Origin of the sequence: Cryobacterium sp. MP_3.1, assembly GCF_035984795.1 — a bacterium.
GTDB classification, from domain to species: Bacteria; Actinomycetota; Actinomycetes; order Actinomycetales; family Microbacteriaceae; genus Cryobacterium; species Cryobacterium zongtaii.
Genome location: NZ_JAXCHV010000025.1, coordinates 1 through 19,662, shown reverse-complemented (window position 1 = coordinate 19,662; position 19,662 = coordinate 1). Strand labels below are relative to the sequence as shown.

Sequence of the window (19,662 nt, the reverse complement as noted above, 5' to 3'; positions counted from 1 at the left end):
GACTACCGCGTCCCCGGCTCGTCGACGTCCAGGCCCGTGCCCAGATCGTCGCAGGCCACCGCGGTCGCGTCTCGTGCCACCAGGTACTGTCGTGCACCGGTGTCGCCGGTCAGGCTCGCTCGCAACGGTGCCCAATGCTCGCGGCCGATCACCACCGGATGCCCGGGCCGGCCGCCGAAGTGCGCCTGCCGGAGGGTCTGCGGGGTTGCTCCGTCGACCAGCCGGCGCACGGTGGCGGCAGTGAGGTCGGGCACGTCGACCGGAACCAGGGCTACCGCGGTGACGGTGTCGTTCTCGCTCTGCTGCAGTCGCGCCAGGCCGGCGTCCAGGGATGCCGACAGTCCCGCAGCCCAGTCATCGGCGTGCACTACCGTCAGCCGGTGGGGCCTCGCGAACCGGGCCGCGGTCGAGCGCAGCAGGCCTTCGGCCTGGGTCCCACTCGCTCCGAGCACCGTGACAACGGGGTCGCAGCCGCCGGCCTCCAGGGCCAGGGCGGCTCGCACCAGCCACGGCTCGCCGGAGACGTCGACGACCAGCGACTTGGGTTTGCCATACCGGCTGCCCGCGCCGGCGGCCAGGACCAGTCCGGCCACCCGAGGAGTCTCAGCGGAGTGCATGCCTGTCATCGTACGGGCAGCGGCCCGGGCTGCACATCGCCTTCCACCCCGCGCGCCGATCACCTTCCCGCCCCTCGTCAGCCTGATTTTCGTCACCCGGAGGACCCCATGACCACGATTCCCGTCGGCGACGAACTGCGCACCGCCCTCCTGGCCTGCCTGGCCGTTCCGCGCTGGGCCGACGCGGTGGCCGATCAGGCGCCCTTCGCCTCGGCCGCAGACCTCATCGAAGCGGCCAGGGCGGCCGCGACACCGCTGCCCCGGAGCGAGATCGACGAGGCCATGGCGGAGCATCCGCGGATCGGCGAGAAGCCCGCGGGCGACTCGCAGGCGGCGGGGTTCTCCCGGGCAGAACAGGCGTCGGTCGACTCCGATGACGCCGAGCTCGCGGCGGCCGTCGCCGACGGCAACCGGGTCTACGAGGCGCGCTTCGACAGGGTGTTCCTCATCCGCGCCGCCGGCCGCAGCCGCCGGGAAATCCTCGCCGAGCTACGGCGCCGGCTCACCCTGGACGACGACACCGAGGCCGCGATCGTGGGCTCAGAGCTGCGCGACATCGCCCTGCTCCGGTTAGGGGTTCTCGCCCGTCAGTGGCAGGATGACCCGGTGCAGAAAACCGAAGCCACCGACTCAGCAGCCCCGCGGGACGCCCGGTGATGAGCGCGCGCAGCCACATCACCACCCACGTGCTCGACGCGGTGTCCGGCAGCCCAGCGGCATCCGTGGGCGTGGTCCTGGAACAGCACCTCGACGGGGAGTGGCGCGAACTCGCCACGGCGCAGACGGATGCCGACGGCCGGGTTGCCGATCTCGGGCCAGAGGCTGTGTCCGCGGGTCGATACCGCATCACCTTCGAGACCGGCAGCTACTTCTCGGCTCGGGGTCAGAGCACGTTTTACCCCTGCGTCACCATCGTCTTCGAACTGGACGACGAGTCGGCGCACTATCACGTGCCTCTTCTGCTCAGCCCGTTCGCGTATTCCACCTATCGGGGTAGCTGACTGGAGGGGTAGCTGAGCCGTCCGGCTGGAGGAACGCGACGTATCCAGAGGATGCCGCGTGCGGACAGGTTCGCAGGCATGGTGTCCAATCTGTGAATGCCGAGGCAGGTCGGCAGCAGGATCGCTGGGATGCTGCCCAACCTAGTGGTCCGATCCGACGGTGACACCCGCTGGGTCATCAACTTTTGTTGACATCTGCGCTGAGTATCAACTAAAGTTGACGCATGTTCGAGACCAGCCAAATTCCCACCCCGGACCATCCGGACGAAGCCTTTGCGGCCGTCGTCGCCTTGCGTCGGCTGACGGCTCGGCTGGAGCGGTCCGCGGTGGATCACGCCCTCGAACAGGGCTGGACCTGGAACCAGATCGGCCAGGCTCTCGGCATGACCGCCCAGGCGGCGCACAAGCGGCTCTCGCCGCAGCGTCGCGCACCCCTGGACTAGTACCGCAACGACAACGCGCACCACCGACAACGAAGGACTTCTGACATGGGAATTCGACAGGCGATCGCAGACATCCGCATCATGAATGAGCTGTTCACCATGGCGGAACAGGAGGCCGCCGCATTGGGCGACGAGATGCCGGGGGCTGAGCATCTTCTGCTGGCCGTCCTCGCCATGCCCGATGACTCCGCACGGCGCGCGTTCGCCACCTTTGACGTGACGGCAGCGGATGTGCGGACCGCCATCGTCCACACGCACTCGCTGGCCCTTCAGTCGGTGGGAATCGACGCCGCTGCAGCCGAACCGACCGAGCCCACGCGGACCGGTCCGTACCGCAGTGCCGGCAGCCTGCAGGACGTCTTTCAGCGCGCTGTCGCCCTGTCGAAGGAGGGTGCCGGCCGCGGCCACACCCTCCGCTCGGCGCACGTGGTGTGGGCGGCAGCTGAGCTCGAGCACGGCACGGTGAGTCGGGCCCTGCGGCAGCTGGGGATCGACCCTGGTGACCTGCAGCAGGCAGCGCGGCAGGCCGTCGCCGCCGGCGAAACTGACTAGCCGGCGTCCGGGCCATCGTCCCACCAACGGAGCACCCGGAGCGCCCGGAGTGTGGTCCACCGGCTGGGGCCGGGTGTTTCGAGCCGGAACCAGTACCGGCCGGGATAGGGCCGGTACATCGGCCAGCGTTCATCGGACCGCCGTGCCGCACGGACTGCGGCGATGGCATCCGTCAGCCTGGCATCGCGTGGCGCGTCGCTGACGCGGAAGTGCTCGAGGCCGCGGAGCACGTCGAAATGCCATTGCGGCGGAAAGGGAAAGCGGGTGAAGACGGGGTCGACGATCTCACCGGTTCGATGGGAGCGGTAGAGCTGGTGCTGCAAGAAGAACTCCCGCCCGGCTCGCATCGCCGCACTGACCGGGACCGTGCCGCCCGTGCGCTCGTAGACGAGAAGAGCGTCGAGCACAGTCACGGAGGTGTGGAAGGAGCCGTGCCGGGATCCCGAGCGGATGGACTCGCAGTTCCAGCCGCCGTCGGCCAGCTGCTGACCCAGCAGCCAATCGACGGTCGGATCGACACGTCCGTCGGCATGGCCGAAGCCGGCGGCGAGGAGGACCAGCATGCCGGTGATGCAGGTCTCCGGTTCGCGGATGGAGCGAGCGAAGGTGAGGCCTCCGTCGTATACGCGCGCTTCGTCCCACAGGCGCCGGCAGCCCACCAACGCCTGCTCGTTACCTCGTGGCAGGCCCAGCCAGTGCAGCAGGAGGAGGGTGTAGGTCGTCGAGGTCCATTTGGGGCTGTACAGAGCGCCGGCCCAGCCGCCATCCGGATCCTGCAGCCCCAGCAGTTGGGCACCCCAGCCGTTCGTCGCGACGCGGGCCCGTTCGGCGTCGACCTCCGCGGCGGATGCATCGGTCAGGTCCCGCAGCGTCTGCCAGCGGATGGCCGGATCGCCGTCGAGTAGCCACGCCACGGTGTCGGGGTCGTGGGGCTGGGCCATGCCCCAGTTTCACCCCGTTCGGGTCGGGGCGCGAGTGGCGATGCGGGCCCGATGGGCGTGTGTCCGTCGGAATCGAAAGGGTCGCCGCCCTTACGTCTCCAGCCCGTCCACCAGCGTCGCATCCTGCGGGTCGATGGCCCGCACACTGTTGACCCTGCGGTCCACCAACCGGGTGCGCATGGTCGCCGCCACGGCGGTCGAGGTTCGATCCAGCAGGTCGATCATGGCCGAGCGGTTCGCCGCCGACTCGGTGGGGCTCGCCCCGGTGATCGACTGCGGGTTCAACCAGGTCGCCCAGGTGTCGGGTTCGAGAAAGGCCGGCATCCGGTCATGGACCTCACCGGAGGCGTCCCTGGCCTCCCGGGTGACCACGGCGAAGACGCGGGACCAGTCACCATCGGCGTCCTTGGAGGCCCAGCTGACCCCGGCCGCCGCGAGCAGACCGTCGCCATGGATGAAGTGCGGCTGTTTCGCGCCCTTCTCCCCGGTCCACTCGTAATAGCCCAGCATGGGAACTATGCAGCGGGCGTTGGAGAAGGCGCCCACCCAGAACCGCTGGTCGAGCTTCTCCAGCCGGGCGTTGATGATCGGTCCGCGGCGCGGCGCCCCCGCCGGTTGCGGCCAGTCCCAGGTGGCCAGCGTGACCTCCCGGGTGGGGGCGTCCGCGCCCTCCGGCTGCCACTCACGCACGATGGGGGCCGGGTCTGTCGGCGCGATGCTGTAGCTGGGCCGCCAGTCCCCGGCGCGGCCGCCGGCCGCGACGAAGTCCCGGATGAGGTCGTCGACGTCCTCGTTCATTGCAAATCTGCCGCACATGAGGGCGAGATTACCCCGTGCGGGCGACCGAGTCACGCGGATGCTGCGAATCGGGAGACCACGGCGGGCGCCGACGTCAGGTTCAGCTGCAGAGTCAGCCCTCGGCGCTCACCCGCGACGAGAACCGCACGAGGTAGCCATCCGGGTCCTGCACCAGGAACTGCGCCACGCCGGCCTGGGTGTCGCCGGTGTCGTACCACCTGGTCTCGGCGGACATGAAGAGCGGCCAGTCGACCGCCGCGAGGCGCTCCAGCAGGGGAGCGATGTTTGGCATCATGATCTGGAAGTTGATGCCGCGCCCCAGCGGACGCTCCAGGGCGGCGGGGATCCAGTTGCGTCCGATGCCGACCTGTTCGAGCATCAGGTGCGCGGTGCCGGCCCGCAGGTACGCGAAGCCGTCGTCTGGCCGGTCGTAGAGCACTTCGAACCCGCACAGTTCGACCCAGAAGCTCAGGCTGACCGCAAGATCACCGACCAGGAGTTCGGGCACGAGATCCGGGAAGAACACCGGCTCCGGCGTCAGGGGCAGTGCGGCATCGGCTGCTGTCATGCGTACCAGTATGGCGCTGAGTCGGCCGGCAGCCGGGTCGGGCTAGGCGGCCGTGACCCGGCGGCCTCGCACGAAGACGCCGGTGATGGCCGGCTGGCGAAGCGCCATCAGCAGGGCGAAGAGGGTCTGGTCGGTGGCCATCGCCTCGTCGTCGGCCCGGATGCCGTTGGCCAGCACCGCTGCGAGCGGCTCCCACTTGTCGGGCTCGATGAGCAGGAAGTCGGCATCCTTGCCCACGTCGAGGTTGCCGTAGCGCTCCTCCATGTCCAGGGCACGGGCACCGGCCAGGGTGGCGGTGAAGAGCAGCTCGGCGGGGCTGATCGACAGGCCGGCATCGCCGGGTTCGGACAGGTGCACCTTGAAACAGTCGTTCAGCACCCGGCTCATCAGCCACTCGTCGCCCGCGCCGATGTCGGAACCCAGCGCCACATTCACGCCGAAGCCGGTGGTGCGGGTCCACGGCATGGTGCCGGAGCCGAGGAACTGCTGCGAGGTGGGGCAGTGCGCGATCGACGACCCGGTCTCGGCCAGCCGGGCCAGCTCGCTGTCTTCGCAGTGCACGGCGTGTGCCAGGATGCTGCGCCGGCCGAGCAGGCTCGACCCCCCGACGGCGGAACCCGGCAGGAACCTGCCGTCGTAGGTGTCCAGGTAGTTCTCGACCTGGTAGATCGCCTTGACCACGTCGATCTCGCCGGTCTCCGGGCGGTTGTTCTCGTTGAGGTGGCTGTGGAAGTAGACGCCCCGATCGCGCACGCCGTCGTAGAGCTCACCGAGCGCCGCGAGGGTGTGCGGCGTCACCGACAGGCTGAACCTGGGTACAACGGCCACCTGCAGCAGCGCCGTGCGGGCATCACCGGTGTCGCGGGCGTGCCAGCGCGAGATCTCGTCGCTGACCAGGTCGAGAGCCTGGCCTTCCGAGGTGATCAGTGCTCTGGCCGAGTCGGGGCCGACGGTCTGGATGCCGCGCCCGCTGACCAGCCGCAGCCCGGCCCGCTCGGACTCGGCGAACAGCGCATCCTGGGCGTGCGGGAAGGCCGATCCGAACACCAGGGCGCTCGTGGTGCCCGCCGCGGTGCGCCGGCGGGTGAAGTCGCGGGCGATCGCCGCCGCGAAGTCGTCGTCCTGGAGCCGGGTCTCGGCCGGGAAGACGCAGTTGTCGAGCCACTCGAGCAGCTGGCCGCCGCCATAGGCATCCGTGGAGTAGGTCTGCGGAAAGTGGATGTGGGTATCGACGAAGCCGGGCAGGATGAAGCCGCCGCGGGTATCGGTGACCGGCAGTGCTGCGAAGCCGGCCGGCAGGTCGACGGCACGGCCGACCCAGGCGATGGTGCCGTCGACGGCGGTGACCAGTGCGCCCTGCGGCAACGACACCAGATGCGCCGGCGCTTCGGCGAGGGTGGGGGAGCCGGCCACGTGGAAGACGTGGCCGAGGTAGACCCGCTCCAACGACGGCCCCACCGAATCTGCGGCCAGGCTCATCAGACCAACCCGGTGTAGGAATCCCAGGCGGGCCCGGCATCCGCGGCGTCATCGTGCATCACGGTGGCCTGGATCAGCCCGTACGGGCGGTCGGCGGCGTGATAGACCTCGTTGTTGTTCTCCACACCGAATGGTGACAGGTCATAGAGGAAATGGTGCTTGTTGGGCGCGGAGAGCCGGATCTCGGCGATGTTCGGGTACGCCGCGAGCACGGCCTCGCCCATCTTGTAGAGGGTCTGCTGCAGGGCCAGGGAGTGCACCACGGCGAACTGGGTCTTCAGTAGCGCGGAGATACCGGCGTAGCTCGCTTCCCAGTCCACCACGGTGTGGTCGGTGAAGCGCCAACCGGCTGTGAGGGAGGTGGCCATCACCCTGTCGGTGGTGGGCTGGAGCAGCGTGTACGGGTCCTGCATGAAGCCGGAGAACTCCGAGCCGGTGGACTTGAGCAGGATCAGGTCTTTCAGCCCGCCGACCACCCAGACCCGTTGATCGGCGCCGGTGCCCTCCACCGAGATCGCCGCGGTACGCACCTCCTGGCCGCGCCGCACCCAGGTGTGGTCGTGCTCGGTGCCGTCCACGACGACGCGTTCCCAGGCGAACTCTTCGATCTCCACCCTGGCGCCCGCCACCGACGTGATGTGATCGACGAAATGGGTGGCCAGATCGAGGCCGTAGCTCTCGATCGACAGCAGGCCCTTCTCCTTGGCGAAGGAGTACGCGGTCTGCTTCTGGGTGTCGGTGGGCAGCACCTGCAGCTGGTCACCGGCGAGGTGTGCGTCGGCGAAGTCGCCGTGCAGGGCAGTGGAGACGCTGATGTCGTGGATCTCGTGGCGGGGTGTGTCGCGGTAGATGCGCACGATGCGGTTCTCCGCCTTGCCATAGCGGTTGGGTCCGAGAACTATCGACATGGGTGCTCCTTCTGGTTCGTACATGATGCGGTGTTCGGGGAATAGTTCGGGAAAAGTTCGGTCAGCTGGCGGTCAGCAGGCGGCCGGTCGGTGGCCGGGCGGATGCGTCGGATTCATCGAAGCCGGTGTCATCGACCGCGTAGATCACGTTTCCGGCCAGCCAGGTGGCGTGCACCCGGCCGAACAGGGTGGCACCGTCGAAGGCGCTCACCCGGTTTTTGTGCCGCAGGGTATCGACGTGCACGGTGAAGACCTCCTCGGGCGCGAAAGCCACCAGATCGGCCGCCGCACCGACTTGGATCCGCCCGGCCGGCAGGCCCACGAAGTCGGCCGTGGCGCGGCTCATCCAGCGCAGCACCTTCTCGAGCGTGAGCCCGCGGGCCCTGGCGGCCGTCCACACGGCGGGCAGGCTCAGCTGCAGGCCGGAAATACCGCCCCAGGCCAGGCCGAAGTCACCGCCGTGGCCGAGCTTGAGCTCCCGGGTGGCGGGGGAGTGGTCGGAGGCTATGAGATCGATGACACCGTCGGCCAGGCCCTGCCAGAGCAGGTCGCGGTTGTCCTCGCCGCGGATCGGCGGGCAGCACTTGAACGCCGTGGCGCCGTCGGCGATGCTCTCGGCGGCGAAGCTGAGGTAGTGCGGGCAGGTCTCCACCGTGATCGGTAGGCCCTCGGCGCGGGCTGCGGCCAGTCTGGGCAACACCAGTGCGGAGGACAGGTGCAGGATGTGGGCGCGCACGCCGGTGCGTCGGACGACGTCGATCACCCGGGCGATCGCGGCGTCCTCGGCTGCATCCGGTCGGCTGGCGACGAAGTCCCGGTAGCCGGTGCCGCCGGCGTTCTCGGCGCGTTCGAGCACGGACGGGTCTTCGGCATGCACCACGAGCAGTCCGCCGAATCCGGCGATCTCGGTCGCAGCGGTCTCGAGTTGCTCCGAGGAGAGGTGCGGGAACTCGTCGACGCCGGAGGGTGAGAGGAAGGCCTTGAAGCCGAAGACCCCCGCGTCGTGCAGCGGCCGAAGCGAACCGAGGTTGCCCGGAATCGCCCCGCCCCAGAAGCCCACATCGACCGTGGCTTGGGGCGCGGCCGCGGCGCGCTTGAGCTCGAGAGCCGGCACCGTCGTGGTGGGCGGGATGCTGTTCAGCGGCATGTCGATGATCGTGGTCACACCGCCGGCCGCGGCCGCTCGGGTGGCACTCGCGAAGCCCTCCCAGTCGGTGCGGCCGGGTTCGTTGACGTGCACGTGGGTGTCCACGATGCCCGGCTGCAGCACCTGGCCGACCGGGAGGGTGACGTCCTGCCGGGCCGCCAGCGGCGCATCCACCGGCGCGATCGCACGGATGACGCCGCCCGCGATCGCGACGGCGGCCGGGATGAAACCCTGCTCGGTGAGCACGTGAGCCGAGCGGATGACCAGGTCGTACATCGGTTCTCCTTCTCGGTTCTGTGCCGGTCCGAAACGACTCCAGCGGCCCCGTTCGGTGGCTCACCGCTCACCCTAGTGAAGTCGTTCCGGCCTCGTTCCGGGGTTCCGAAACCTGTCGGACACACGACATTCCCGGTGATGAAACACCGACGGTGCCCAGCAGGTCAGGCGGCCGGGTACCCTGCGACGTACGCGTCGATTTCCGCCAGATAGGCCTGCTTCTCGGCGTCGGGCAGCCAAGAGGCTTGGAAGGAGTTCTTGGCCAACTGCACCAGCTCGTCGGTGTCCAGCCCGGCCTTCTCGGCCAGCGCCAGGTAGTTGTCGGCCACGTAGGCGCCGAAGTACGCGGGATCGTCGGAGTTGACGGTGACCAGGACGCCGAAGTGCAGCAGGGCCACCATTTCGACGGCCTTCATGTCTGCCGTGACGAAGCTGTTCGACACAGGACAGCAGGTCAGGCCCAGACCGCGCTCCCGCACCAGGGTGACCAGTTCCGGGTTCTCGACGATATTGGTGCCGTGGTCGATGCGGTCTACCTGGATCTCCTCGAGTACCTGGCGGATATTCTCGATGCTGCCGACCTGGTCGATGTCGCAGTGCATGGTGAGCTTGAGGCCGTTCGCCCTGGCCAGCGCGAAGACCTCGGCGAACTTCGCCGGCGGGTTGCCGCGCTCGTCGGAGTCGAGGCCGACACCGATGAACCTGTCCAGATAGGGGAGTGCGGACTGCAGGGTCTCCAGTGCGCTCTCGGCGGTGAAGTCGCGCAGGAAGCAGAGGATCAGCTCCGCGGAGACGCCCAGACCGGCGGCATCCACGGCGGCCCTGTGGTAACCGAGGATGACGGTTTCGATGGGGATGCCCCGCGAGGTGTGCGCCTGCGGGTCGAAGAACGCCTCCACCCGCCGCACCCCGTCGGCGGCGGCGCGGCGGAAATACGCGGTTGCGAGGTCGTAGAAGTCGGCCTCGGTGACGAGCACGTCCATCGCGGGGTAGTAGACGCCGAGGAAGCTGGCGAGCGAGTCGAACTCATAGGTGGCGCGCACCTGCTCCACCGTGCTCTGGCCGATGTCCACGCCGTTGCGTCGGGCCAGCTCGAGTTTGAGTTCGGGTTCGAGGGTGCCCTCGAGGTGCAGGTGCAGTTCGGCCTTGGGCAGGCCGGCGACGAACGCGATGCTCGGTACGATAGCGGAAGACATTGGGGTTCCTTTCTGGGTGAACTCCGTGACGCTATCACGCCAGGGTTCCGGGACCACTCGGGGAGGAATCCAGTGTTCCAGCACGACTTTTCGGACGTAATGAGCCGGAAATGATTCGGTCTTCGCGGCGTCACACGCAGCACCTAGTGTTCGAGAGATCCGAACATCTGTTGCAGCGGATGCGGTGCGTTGAAACACCTTGATCACCCCAGCAACGCAGCAGTCACACCAGCAGCACATTCCATTCAGCATTCAGGCATTCCGCCCCAGCACGCCGTTGAGTTCCACGGCAACCCCCGAGCACCATCGAGAGGACCGCGTCATGACGCAAGCCCCAGTTTCCCCGTTCACCCGTCGCTCGGCCAAGCGCGTCGGCACCGGCGTCGCCGTGGCCGCCGCACTCACCCTGCTGCTGTCCTCCTGCGCCGGCGACGCCGGCTCCGCCGAGTCGGGCTCCGGAGACGCAGCCTCGTTCGGCGAGGCAAGCATCCAGCTGTCCTGGATCAAGAACGCCGAGTTCATGGGCGAGTTCGTGGCCGAGGATGCCGGCTACTTCGCCGAGGCGGGCTTCGACTCCGTCGACCTGATCCCCGGCCCGGCGTCGGCCGAGGCCGGCGTCATCTCCGGCAATGTCGATCTCGGCGTCGGCAACGCCATCTCCACGGGCACCGTCATCGCCGAGGAGGGCGCACCGCTGAAGATCATCGGCGCGACGTACCAGAAGAACCCGTTCACCATCCTCTCGCTCGCCGGCGTGGGCAACATCGCCACCCTCGACGACCTTGCGGGCAAGACCATCGGCGTCCAGGCCAGCAACCAGAGCCTGTGGGACGCCTTCCTCAAGGTCAATGAGATCGACCCGTCCACGATCACCGTCGTCCCGGTCGAGTACGACCCGACCCCGCTCTTCAACGGCGAGGTCGACGGCTGGTTCGCGTACCTCACCAACGAGTCGATCGACGCCGAGCTGGCCGGTCTGGAACCGGTGAACCTGCCGCTGGCCGACAACGGCCTGCCGTTCGTCGCCGAGACGTTCACGGCCTCCGAGGATGCGATCGCCAACGACCGCGAGATGCTCAAGGCCCTGCTGGTCGCCGAGATCAAGGGCTGGGCCGACGCGATCAACGATCCCGCCGCCGCCGCGAAGCTCACCGTCGACACCTACGGCAAGGACCTCGGACTGACCATGGAGAAGGAGACCCGACAGGCGGAGATCCAGGCCACCGACCTCGTCGTCAGCCCTGACACCGAGGCCAACGGGCTGTTCACCATCAGCGACGCGCTGCAGAAGGAGTCCGTCGCCACGCTCAAGGCCGCCGGTATCGACATCGACGCCGCCACCCTGTTCGACATGAGCCTGCTGGCCGAGGTGTACGAGGAGAACCCCGACCTCATCGCCTACAGCAAGTAGCCACCCGCAGCACAACTCTCGTCGCGGCACCCGTCTCACCGAGGCGGGTGCCGTCGGCGATACTGAACTACCGGCATCCGACGACGCCCAGTAAGGAATGTACGACGTGAGCACGATCGACACCGGTCTCCCCGCCACCGCTTCGGGAACCGGCCTACACATTGAAGCGCTGCACAAGACCTTCTCGGTCGGTCGCAGCGAGGTTGTCGCGCTCGACAACGCGAACCTGCACACCGACAAGGGCAGCTTCCTGTCGCTGCTCGGCCCCTCCGGCTGCGGCAAATCCACGATCCTGCGGATCCTCGCCGGCCTGGAGAACCCGACCAGCGGCACGACCCGGGTGGACGGCAAGAGCCCCGCGGAACTCCGCAGCGGCCACGAACTCGGCATCGCCTTCCAGGACTCCGCCCTGCTGCCCTGGCGGAGTGTGCGGAGCAACATCAAGCTTCCGTTCGAGGTCGCCAGGATGCCCGTCGACGAGGACTACGTCACCGAACTCATCCAGCTCGTCGGCCTTGCCGGATTCGAGAAGGCCAAGCCGGCCCAGCTGTCCGGCGGGATGCGCCAGCGCGTCTCGATCGCCCGTTCCCTCGTGCTCAAGCCGTCGGTGCTGCTGCTCGACGAACCGTTCGGTGCCCTCGACGACATGACCCGGCAGCGTCTCAACATCGAACTGCTGCGCATCTGGACCGAGAAGCCCGCGACGACCCTGATGGTCACCCACGGGATCTCCGAGGCGATCTTCCTCAGCGACCAGGTGGCCGTGATGAGTCCGCGGCCCGGCCGCGTCAAGGAGGTCATCGAGATCGACCTGCCCCGCCCGCGTCTGCCCGAGATGATGCGCAGCCCCGAATTCCATGCCCTGCACGACCGGGCGTCCGAACTGCTCTTCGGCGCCGACACCCCGGCCGCCGCCGGGGCGCACTGATGCCGGTCAGCCGCGGTCTGCCCGGTTGGGCCTCCGGACTTCTCGGCGTGATCGTCGTGGTGGCCCTGTGGTGGATCAGCGCGCTCACCATCTTCCAGAACGCCGGCTCGGTGCCCGGCGGCGCCATCCCCACCCCGGCCGAGGTGTTCCGTCAGTTCGCCGGGGACGGCATCGGCTTCTACCTGCCGCACATCACCATGACCCTCAGCGAAGCGGCGATCGGGTTCCTCTGGGGCAACGGCCTGGCGCTGCTGCTGGCCGGCCTGGTCCTGGTGCTGCCGCGCATCGAGAAGATCGCGCTGCAGATCGCCGTGATCACCTACTGCGTGCCGATCGTGGCGATCGGCCCGATCGCCTATACCGTGATCGGCCCGCCGCGCGGCGACCCGTCCGGCACCGCGATCTTCCTGGCCGCCATGTCGGTGTTCTTCACCACCGTGGTCGGCTCGTTGGTGGGGCTCAAGGCCGCCGACACGGCCAGTCTCGACCTCGTCACCGTGTACGGCGGCACCAAGTTCACCCAGCTGCGGAAGGTCAGGCTGATCGCCGGGCTGCCCAGCGTGCTGAACGCCCTGCAGATCGCGGCTCCGGCCGCGCTGCTCGGCGCCATCCTCGGGGAATACCTCGGCGGCGCCGAGCGGGGCCTCGGCCTGGCCATGCTCGCCGCCGGCAACGCCGCGAACGTGGAACGGGTCTGGAGCCTCGCCCTCGTCGCGGGTCTGCTGGCCGGCATCGGCTACCTGCTCTTCGCGCTGATCTCCCGTTTCGCCACCCCCTGGACCACCGGACGGAGCAGCTCATGAGCGCCCAAACCCATGTTGCCGAGGCCATCGTCGTTCAAGCAGCTGTCCTCACCAAGAGCAGCGGGACGCAGGCGCGCGGAATCGGCGCCTACATCGGCCGGGCCCTGGCCACGGGCCTGCTGACGCTCGTCATCGTCCTCGTCGCCTGGCAGGGCCTGATCCTGCTGCTGGGGATCTCGCCGTTCATCGCCAAGGGACCGCTGGATGTGTTCAACTGGCTCTTCACGGTGCCGGATGCCGCCGAGAACCGGACGCTGATCCTCACCAACCTCGGTGTCACCCTCACCGACGCGTTCCTCGGCTTCGTCGCCGGGCTCCTCCTCGCGCTGGTGCTGGCCACCCTGTTCACCCTGTCGAAGGGCATCGAGCACGCGCTGATGCCCATCGCCCTGCTGCTGCGCAGCGTGCCGCTGGTGGCTTTCGTCCCGGTGCTGATCCTCATCACCGGCCGCGGACCGAGCATCGCCGTGGTGACCGGTGCCATCGTGGTGCTCTTCCCGGCCCTGGTGAACATCGCCTTCGGCCTCCGGTCGGCGTCCCCACAGGTCAGCGACGTCATCGCCGTGTACGGCGGCACCCCGTTCACCGCGCTCCGCAAGGTGGCGCTGCCCAGCTCGCTGCCGTCGTTCTTCGCCGCCGTCAAGATCTCCATCCCCGGCGCCATCACCGGCGCCCTGCTGGCCGAGTGGCTCGCCACCGGCCAGGGCCTGGGCTACGGCATCGTCGTCGCGGTCTCGCAGGTGAAGAACTTCGAGGTGTGGTCGTCCGTCGTGGTCATCACCATCGTCTCGATGGTGCTCTACGGTGTGGCGCAGTTCGCCGAGAACCTGGTGCTGCGACGGATGGGCATGGACCAGAGCGCGAGCAACTGACCGTGCTCGAAATCGCCGGTGCACTCCTGGACGCCCTCGCGGAGGGGCGCCGGGTGGCCGTGGCGACGGTGACCCGGGTGCTCGGCAGCGCGCCGCGCACCCTCGGCACGGCCATGGCGGTCACCGACTCCGGCGCGGTACTCGGCAGCATCTCCGGCGGCTGCGTCGAGGGTTCGATCTACGACAGCGCCCAGGAGGTGCTCGAGACCGGCCACGGGCGACTCACCGAATTCGGGGTGAGCGATGACGACGCGTTCGCCGTCGGGCTGTCCTGCGGCGGCACCGTCGAAGTGTTCCTCGCAGAGATCGCCCCGGCCGGGCGCAACGCCATGACCGCGGACGTGCGCGTCCAGCTGGAGCGAGCCGCTGCCGGCCAGGCCGCCGGGCTCGCCCTGGTCGTCGCGGGAACGGGGGCCGGCCTGATCCTGGCACCGGACGGCGCAACCGACGGTGCGACCGACCGCGGGGAGTCCGCCGGCCTCGACGCCGACGCCGTGCGCCGCATCCGGGCCCAGCTGGCCGCCGCTGTCAACGCCGGCGAGACCGGCCTGGGCTCGGTGGACTGCGACGGGGCGATCAGCCGGGTGCTCTACCTCGTGGCCCAGGCCCCGCCGCGCTGTCTGATCTTCGGCGCCGTGGACTTCGCCGAAGCTCTGTCGGCCGCCGCGACCCTGCTGGGCTATCGGGTCACCGTGTGCGACGCCCGTGCCGTGTTCGCCACCCCCGAACGTTTCCCGACCGCTGCGGAGGTCGTGGTCGAGTGGCCGAGCGACTACCTCGCCCGCACCCACACCGATGCCCGCACCGTGGTGTGCGTGCTCACCCACGACGAGAAGTTCGACCTGCCGCTGCTCAGCACGGCCCTGAGCCTCGACCTCGGCTACGTGGGCGCCATGGGGTCCCGGCGCACCCACGAAAGGCGGATGCTGCGCCTCCGAGAGTCGGGCGTGTCCGCCGCCGCCCTCGACAGGCTGCACTCGCCGATCGGCCTGGACCTCGGCGCGAGCAGCCCGGCGGAGACGGCCGTGTCGATCCTCGCCGAGGTTCTGGCGACCCGCTCCGGGGCATCCGGCGCCCCCCTGCGGGACCGGCAGGGCCCGATTCACCCCTCGGTCTGACGAGACCGATTCCGCTCCGGGCTGACCGGGGCTTTTCTTCTCGCCCTCACCCCATTCGGGGGACGAAACGAGTGCGCCCGCGCATTAGCGTGCTCGACGAGTCCATTGAATGGAGGAACCACTATGACCACCACACGGCAGGCAACGGGTACCACGACCGGGGCCAACAGCATGGACAACTACGGCACCTCGGGCTGGACCGGCTGGATAGTCTTCGCCGGCGTCATGATGTTGATGATGGGCGCGTTCCACGTCATCCAGGGCCTGGTCGCCCTGTTCCAGGACACCTACTACCTCGTCGGCCAGGAAGGACTGGTGGTGCAGGTCGACTACACAACCTGGGGCTGGGTCCACACCATCCTGGGCGCCGTGGTGATCCTCGCCGGTGTCGCCCTGCTTGCGGGACAGATGTGGGCACGAGTCGTCGCGGTCATCCTGGCGTTCGGCAGTGCCCTGGTGAACATCGCCTTCCTCGGCGCCTACCCGCTCTGGTCGCTCACCATGATCGCCATTGACGTCCTGGTGATCTACGCGGTGACCATGCACGGCAAGGAGATGAAGCCGATCACAGCGAGTCGAGCGACGTCCGACGAGGAGTGACCGACCGGCGGCCCGACGATCGGTTCGTCAGGCGCCAGGCTCGTCAGGCGCCCGCCGTTTCGCGGGCGCCTGTCCCGGCCAAACGCCAGATTCGGTCGCGCGACATCGGCAGCTCATACGAGCGGATACCGAGAGCATCGCGCACCGCGTTGGCCAGCGCCGGGGCCACCGGGTTGTACGGCGACTCGCTCATCGACTTGGCGCCGTACGGCCCCAGGTCGTCGGCGGTGTCCGCGAAGTACACCTCGGTGACCGGCAGGTCCGCCAGCTGCGGTATGTGATAGTTGCGCAGCACGCTGGTCTCAACGGTGCCGGCGCCGTCGAGGATGAGTTCCTCGTACAGCGCCGTGCCGATGGCCTGCGCCACCCCGCCCTCGATCTGGCCGCGGCACTGCTCGGGATTCATCACGAAGCCGGCATCCGCGGTCTGGATGGACTGCAACATTCTCACCTCGCCGGTGGCGGTGTTCACGGCCACCCGGAACGCGTGCACGTTGAACGCCAGCGACCGGCGGGCGCCGTCCTCCCGGCCCGTTCCGGTGAGGCCGTCCGCGCCGGAAAGCTCGGCCAGCGGCACGAACACGGCGCCGGCCCGCAGCCCGTCGGCCGCCACCACGAAGTCCCCGGCGGCCCGGCCGGTGAGTCGGGCCGCTTTCTCGCGCAGCAGGCCGGCCAACTCGAGCGCCGCGCCGTGCACGGCCTTGCCGGCCACCACCACGCCGGCCGACCCGAAGGCACCGGTGTCGTAACCGGCGGCGTCGGTGTCGGACTGGCGGATCTCGATGCGGTCAGGGGCGGTGTTCAGCACCGTCGCCGCGATCTGGGTGTGCACCGTCGTGGTGCCGTTGCCGAACTCGGCGGTGCCCACCCGCACCAGGTAGCGTCCATTCTGGTCCAGGGTGATGGTCGCCTGCGAGAAGTGGCCGCGCGGCGGGGTCGTCGCGATCATCGCCGACGCCATGCCCTCACCCACCCGCCAGGTGGCGCCGGTCGGGGCGGCCACCCCATTACCGCGAGCCAGGGCCGCCTGGGCCAGGTCGAGGCACTGGTCCAGGCCGTAGCTGGCAAAGCCGATGTCGTCGCCCTCCTGATGGGTCACCACGAGAGGGTCGCCGGGGCGCACCGAGTTGATCCGGCGGATGTCGAACGGGTTCAGGCCCAGCTCGACGGCGAGTTCGTCGATGGCGCACTCGATCCCGTAGATGACCTGGCCGAGCCCGTAACCGCGGAAGGCGCCCGACGGAGGGTTGTTCGTGTACACGGCCAGAGCATCCACCCGCTTGTTGGGCACGTTGTACAGCGCGACGGACTCGCTGGTGCCGTGGAACATGACGCCGGGGGCGTGGTTGCCGTATGAGCCGGTGTCGGAGAGCACGTCGACCGTCAGGGCGGTGAGGCGGCCGTCGCCCGTGGCAGCCAAGGTGACGCCGACCCGCATCGGGTGCCGGGTGGGGGAAGCGGCGAGTTCGTCGGTGCGGGTGAACTCGTACTGCACGGGCCGCCCGGTCTTCAACACCGCAAGGGTCACGATGTCCTCGGTGAGGATCTCCTGCTTGCCGCCGAAGCCGCCGCCGACGCGGGCGGTGAACACCCGCACGGCCTCGAGATCGAGGTCGAAGATGCGGCTGATCTCCTTCTGCACCAGGAACGGCACCTGGGAGCTGGTGCGCAGCACGAGCCGTTCGTCCTCCAGCCAGCCGATGGTGGCGTGGGTCTCCAGCTGGGTGTGGGCGACCCGCTGGGTCTGCCAGGTTCCGGTGACCACGGTGTGCGCGGCGGCCAGTGCCGCCGTCACATCGCCATACTCGCCGTGCAGCTCGGCGACGAGGTTCCGGGACGGGTCGGCCAGGCGGCTGATCGTCGCATCCTTTTCGCCGTGCACCAGCGGGGCGCCGGGACGTAGCGCTTCGGCGGGGTCGAAAACCGCGGGCAGCACCTCGTACTCCACCTCGAGCAACCGGCAGGCGTGCTCCGCGATGGCCACGGAATCGGCGACCACCGCGGCCACCCGCTGGCCGCGGTGCCGCATCACGGAGTCCAGGACCAGGCTGTCGTCGGGGTCATCGAGCCGGCTCTCGTGCCGGGCCGAGGAGTACAGGGTGGCGGGGGAGTCGGCGGCGCTGAGCACGGCGTGCACCCCGGGCAGGGCGCGGGCGGCGCTGTCGTCGAGGGAGAGCACCCTGGCGTGTGCGTGCGGGCTCCGCAGCACGGCGAGGTGCAGCAGGCCCGGCACGGCCACGTCGAGGGTGTACGGCTCCTGTCCGCTGACCACCCTGGCGGCGGCGGGGGCGCGGAGCGAGCCGCCGACGCGGCCGTCGGTGGCGGAGGTGCGCGCGGTGGTTCGGGGCTTGGTGGGGCGCACCGGGCCGAGACCGGAGACCGGGGCGCCGGCAGCGGTCTGTTCGTGGTCGTGCCCGCAGCCACCGTCGGTCGGGGTGTGCCGGTCACGGATGGCGTCGTCGATGGCCCGGTAGCCCGTGCACCGGCACAGGTTGCCCTTGAGCAGGCGGGGCAGGTCGTCGAGCTGGTGCTCCTGGATGGTCGACGCCGTCACGATCATGCCAGGCGTGCAGAAGCCGCATTGGAAACCGGCCGCGTCGATGAAGCGCTGCTGGATCGGGGCCAGGGTCTCCGGCCCGCCGATTCCGGTGGCGGTGGTGACCTCGCGACCCTCGGCCCGGTAGGCCGGGTAGATGCAGGAGTGCACCGGGGTGCCGTCCACGAGCACCGAGCAGGCGCCGCAGTCGCCGGTGTCGCAGCCCTTCTTGACCTCGAAGTGTTCCTGTTGGCGCAGGTAGGTGCGCAGGGCCTGGCCGGCTGCGGCCGGCGCGTCGATCGAGTTGCCGTTCACGGTCAGCTTCATGCGCGGCTCCCGTCGCCGGTGCCGGGTCTGGGCGGGTCGGCCGGTGCGACCAGTTCCTGACGGATTTCCTCGCCGAGCAGTCCGCTCATGGCGCGGCGCCAGTCGGCGGCGCCGTGCGCATCCGTGAACCAGGCGTCGATACCCGCGATGTCGGCGGCCAGGGCGGCCGGATCGGGCAGAGCGGGGTAGCGCAGTTGCACCGGGCGCACGGTGCCGCCGGTCACGGTGAGCACAAAACTGCCGTCGGTGTCGACGCGGCCGATGAGTACGGCGCCGGAGCGGCCGAGGGGGGACAGGGCGATCTTGCGGTACGCGGTGCGGGCAGTGAGCGCGACGGCGGGCACGTGGATGGAGCGCAGCACGTCGCCGGGTTCGAGCACGTTGGTGGTGTTGCCGGTGACGAAGTCGAGGGCCGGCATCCGGCTGTCGGTGCCGTCGGCGTGCCAGATCAGGACCTCGGCGTCGAGGGCGGCGGTGAGGCAGATCATCGGGCCCGCGGGCAGCGAGGTGCACAGGTTGCCGCCGACGGTGGCGACGTTCCAGATCTTGAAGGAGCCGAACAGGGCCGTGCAGGCCAGGTGGAAGATGGGGTGGGCGACCCAGCCGGGCCCGGCGGGCATCCGCGACAGTTCGGCGAGGGTGCAGGTGGCGGCGATCTCGAGTCCGTCGGCGCTGGTGGTCAGCGCGGGCCAGCCCATGGTCTGCAGGTCGACGAGGCCGGCGAGGTGGATGCGCGGGTCGGCGAAGAGTTCGGAGCCGCCGGCCAGCGGCACCACGGTCTCGCCGAGCGCGGCCAGGTCGGCGCGGGTGCGGGCCTGCGTGATGGTCGCAACGGTGGTCAGGTCCATCCGTGCCTCCCAATGTCGTGGATGCGCAGCATCCGGGTGTCGCCGGGCCTGTGTGCTCGCCGAGGGGCGCCCTCGCGGGCGCCGACATCCCTAGTCAAGCGCAGCATTGTGTCGGTCGTGTAAACCGGCCCGGCCGCCCTCAGCCGATGCTCAGTTTTGCGGCGTGATCTGGGTGCATCTGGTGCCCGTGCGGACATCTGCGCCCGGTGTGCCGGGGGTGGATTCAACCGGTCGATGCAACACTGCCGTTTTCTAGGTCCGAGAGTAGCTGATGGAGGGCCTCTCTCGGGGTG

The 19,662-nt window shown here is 69.3% G+C and carries 20 protein-coding genes; 10 read left to right on the top strand and 10 right to left on the bottom strand.

Annotation, left to right across the window (positions count from 1 at the left end; genetic code table 11):
- Positions 1 to 2 precede the first annotated feature (2 nt).
- Complete coding sequence (locus RCH12_RS14190; RefSeq protein WP_327017288.1) at positions 3 to 617, bottom strand: nucleotidyltransferase family protein; 615 nt, start codon at positions 615 to 617, stop codon at positions 3 to 5.
- Positions 618 to 725: 108 nt separating this feature from the next.
- Here RCH12_RS14190 and uraD point away from each other — a divergent pair, with 108 nt between their 5' ends.
- The 4 genes from uraD (at position 726) to RCH12_RS14170 (ending at position 2,613) form a co-directional block, all read left to right on the top strand.
- Complete coding sequence (gene uraD / locus RCH12_RS14185; protein ID WP_327017287.1) at positions 726 to 1,274, top strand: 2-oxo-4-hydroxy-4-carboxy-5-ureidoimidazoline decarboxylase; 549 nt, start codon at positions 726 to 728, stop codon at positions 1,272 to 1,274.
- Positions 1,274 to 1,618, top strand: a complete 345-nt coding sequence (gene uraH, locus RCH12_RS14180; protein ID WP_327017286.1) for a hydroxyisourate hydrolase — start codon at positions 1,274 to 1,276, stop codon at positions 1,616 to 1,618. The genes uraD and uraH overlap by 1 nt, the downstream gene beginning before the upstream one ends.
- A 224-nt stretch (positions 1,619 to 1,842) precedes the next feature.
- Positions 1,843 to 2,061, top strand: coding sequence for a hypothetical protein (locus tag RCH12_RS14175; protein ID WP_327017285.1), 219 nt, complete (start codon positions 1,843 to 1,845; stop codon positions 2,059 to 2,061).
- A gap of 45 nt (positions 2,062 to 2,106) precedes the next feature.
- Positions 2,107 to 2,613, top strand: coding sequence for a Clp protease N-terminal domain-containing protein (locus tag RCH12_RS14170; protein WP_327017284.1), 507 nt, complete (start codon positions 2,107 to 2,109; stop codon positions 2,611 to 2,613).
- Here RCH12_RS14170 and RCH12_RS14165 read toward each other — a convergent pair.
- From RCH12_RS14165 to add, 7 genes are all read right to left on the bottom strand, one after another.
- Entirely contained in the window at positions 2,610 to 3,554 is a 945-nt protein-coding gene (locus RCH12_RS14165; RefSeq protein ID WP_327017283.1) for a prenyltransferase/squalene oxidase repeat-containing protein, read from the bottom strand. The genes RCH12_RS14170 and RCH12_RS14165 overlap by 4 nt on opposite strands.
- A gap of 90 nt (positions 3,555 to 3,644) precedes the next feature.
- Complete coding sequence (locus tag RCH12_RS14160; RefSeq protein WP_327017282.1) at positions 3,645 to 4,370, bottom strand: SOS response-associated peptidase; 726 nt, start codon at positions 4,368 to 4,370, stop codon at positions 3,645 to 3,647.
- A 94-nt stretch (positions 4,371 to 4,464) separates the two neighbouring features.
- Positions 4,465 to 4,920, bottom strand: coding sequence for a bleomycin resistance protein (locus tag RCH12_RS14155; protein WP_327017281.1), 456 nt, complete (start codon positions 4,918 to 4,920; stop codon positions 4,465 to 4,467).
- Between the two features lie 42 nt (positions 4,921 to 4,962).
- On the bottom strand, positions 4,963 to 6,399 hold the full coding sequence (locus RCH12_RS14150; protein WP_327017280.1) for an amidohydrolase family protein: 1,437 nt from the start codon (positions 6,397 to 6,399) through the stop codon (positions 4,963 to 4,965).
- Complete coding sequence (gene pucL, locus RCH12_RS14145; RefSeq protein WP_327017279.1) at positions 6,399 to 7,307, bottom strand: factor-independent urate hydroxylase; 909 nt, start codon at positions 7,305 to 7,307, stop codon at positions 6,399 to 6,401. Before pucL ends, RCH12_RS14150 begins: the two co-directional genes overlap by 1 nt.
- Positions 7,308 to 7,368: 61 nt before the next feature.
- Positions 7,369 to 8,730, bottom strand: coding sequence for an allantoinase AllB (gene allB, locus RCH12_RS14140; protein ID WP_327017278.1), 1,362 nt, complete (start codon positions 8,728 to 8,730; stop codon positions 7,369 to 7,371).
- A gap of 164 nt (positions 8,731 to 8,894) precedes the next feature.
- Complete coding sequence (gene add, locus RCH12_RS14135; protein WP_103431627.1) at positions 8,895 to 9,926, bottom strand: adenosine deaminase; 1,032 nt, start codon at positions 9,924 to 9,926, stop codon at positions 8,895 to 8,897.
- Between the two features lie 322 nt (positions 9,927 to 10,248).
- Here add and RCH12_RS14130 point away from each other — a divergent pair, with 322 nt between their 5' ends.
- The 6 genes from RCH12_RS14130 (at position 10,249) to RCH12_RS14105 (ending at position 15,658) form a co-directional block, all read left to right on the top strand.
- On the top strand, positions 10,249 to 11,337 hold the full coding sequence (locus tag RCH12_RS14130) for an ABC transporter substrate-binding protein (RefSeq protein WP_103431628.1): 1,089 nt from the start codon (positions 10,249 to 10,251) through the stop codon (positions 11,335 to 11,337).
- Between the two features lie 115 nt (positions 11,338 to 11,452).
- The gene (locus RCH12_RS14125; protein WP_243399237.1) at positions 11,453 to 12,265 is read left to right on the top strand and encodes an ABC transporter ATP-binding protein; all 813 of its coding nucleotides are present in this window, start codon (positions 11,453 to 11,455) and stop codon (positions 12,263 to 12,265) included.
- Complete coding sequence (locus RCH12_RS14120; RefSeq protein WP_327017277.1) at positions 12,265 to 13,068, top strand: ABC transporter permease; 804 nt, start codon at positions 12,265 to 12,267, stop codon at positions 13,066 to 13,068. Before RCH12_RS14125 ends, RCH12_RS14120 begins: the two co-directional genes overlap by 1 nt.
- On the top strand, positions 13,065 to 13,940 hold the full coding sequence (locus RCH12_RS14115; RefSeq protein WP_327017276.1) for an ABC transporter permease: 876 nt from the start codon (positions 13,065 to 13,067) through the stop codon (positions 13,938 to 13,940). Before RCH12_RS14120 ends, RCH12_RS14115 begins: the two co-directional genes overlap by 4 nt.
- A gap of 2 nt (positions 13,941 to 13,942) precedes the next feature.
- Entirely contained in the window at positions 13,943 to 15,058 is a 1,116-nt protein-coding gene (locus tag RCH12_RS14110; protein ID WP_103431632.1) for an XdhC family protein, read from the top strand.
- A 123-nt stretch (positions 15,059 to 15,181) separates the two neighbouring features.
- On the top strand, positions 15,182 to 15,658 hold the full coding sequence (locus RCH12_RS14105) for a DUF7144 family membrane protein (RefSeq protein ID WP_103431633.1): 477 nt from the start codon (positions 15,182 to 15,184) through the stop codon (positions 15,656 to 15,658).
- 43 nt (positions 15,659 to 15,701) lie between these two features.
- On the opposite strand, the gene RCH12_RS14100 is transcribed toward RCH12_RS14105, so the two are convergent.
- The gene (locus tag RCH12_RS14100; protein ID WP_327017275.1) at positions 15,702 to 18,521 is read right to left on the bottom strand and encodes a molybdopterin-dependent oxidoreductase; all 2,820 of its coding nucleotides are present in this window, start codon (positions 18,519 to 18,521) and stop codon (positions 15,702 to 15,704) included.
- Positions 18,518 to 19,369, bottom strand: a complete 852-nt coding sequence (locus RCH12_RS14095; RefSeq protein ID WP_327017274.1) for an FAD binding domain-containing protein — start codon at positions 19,367 to 19,369, stop codon at positions 18,518 to 18,520. The genes RCH12_RS14100 and RCH12_RS14095 overlap by 4 nt, the downstream gene beginning before the upstream one ends.
- Positions 19,370 to 19,662: the final 293 nt, after the last annotated feature.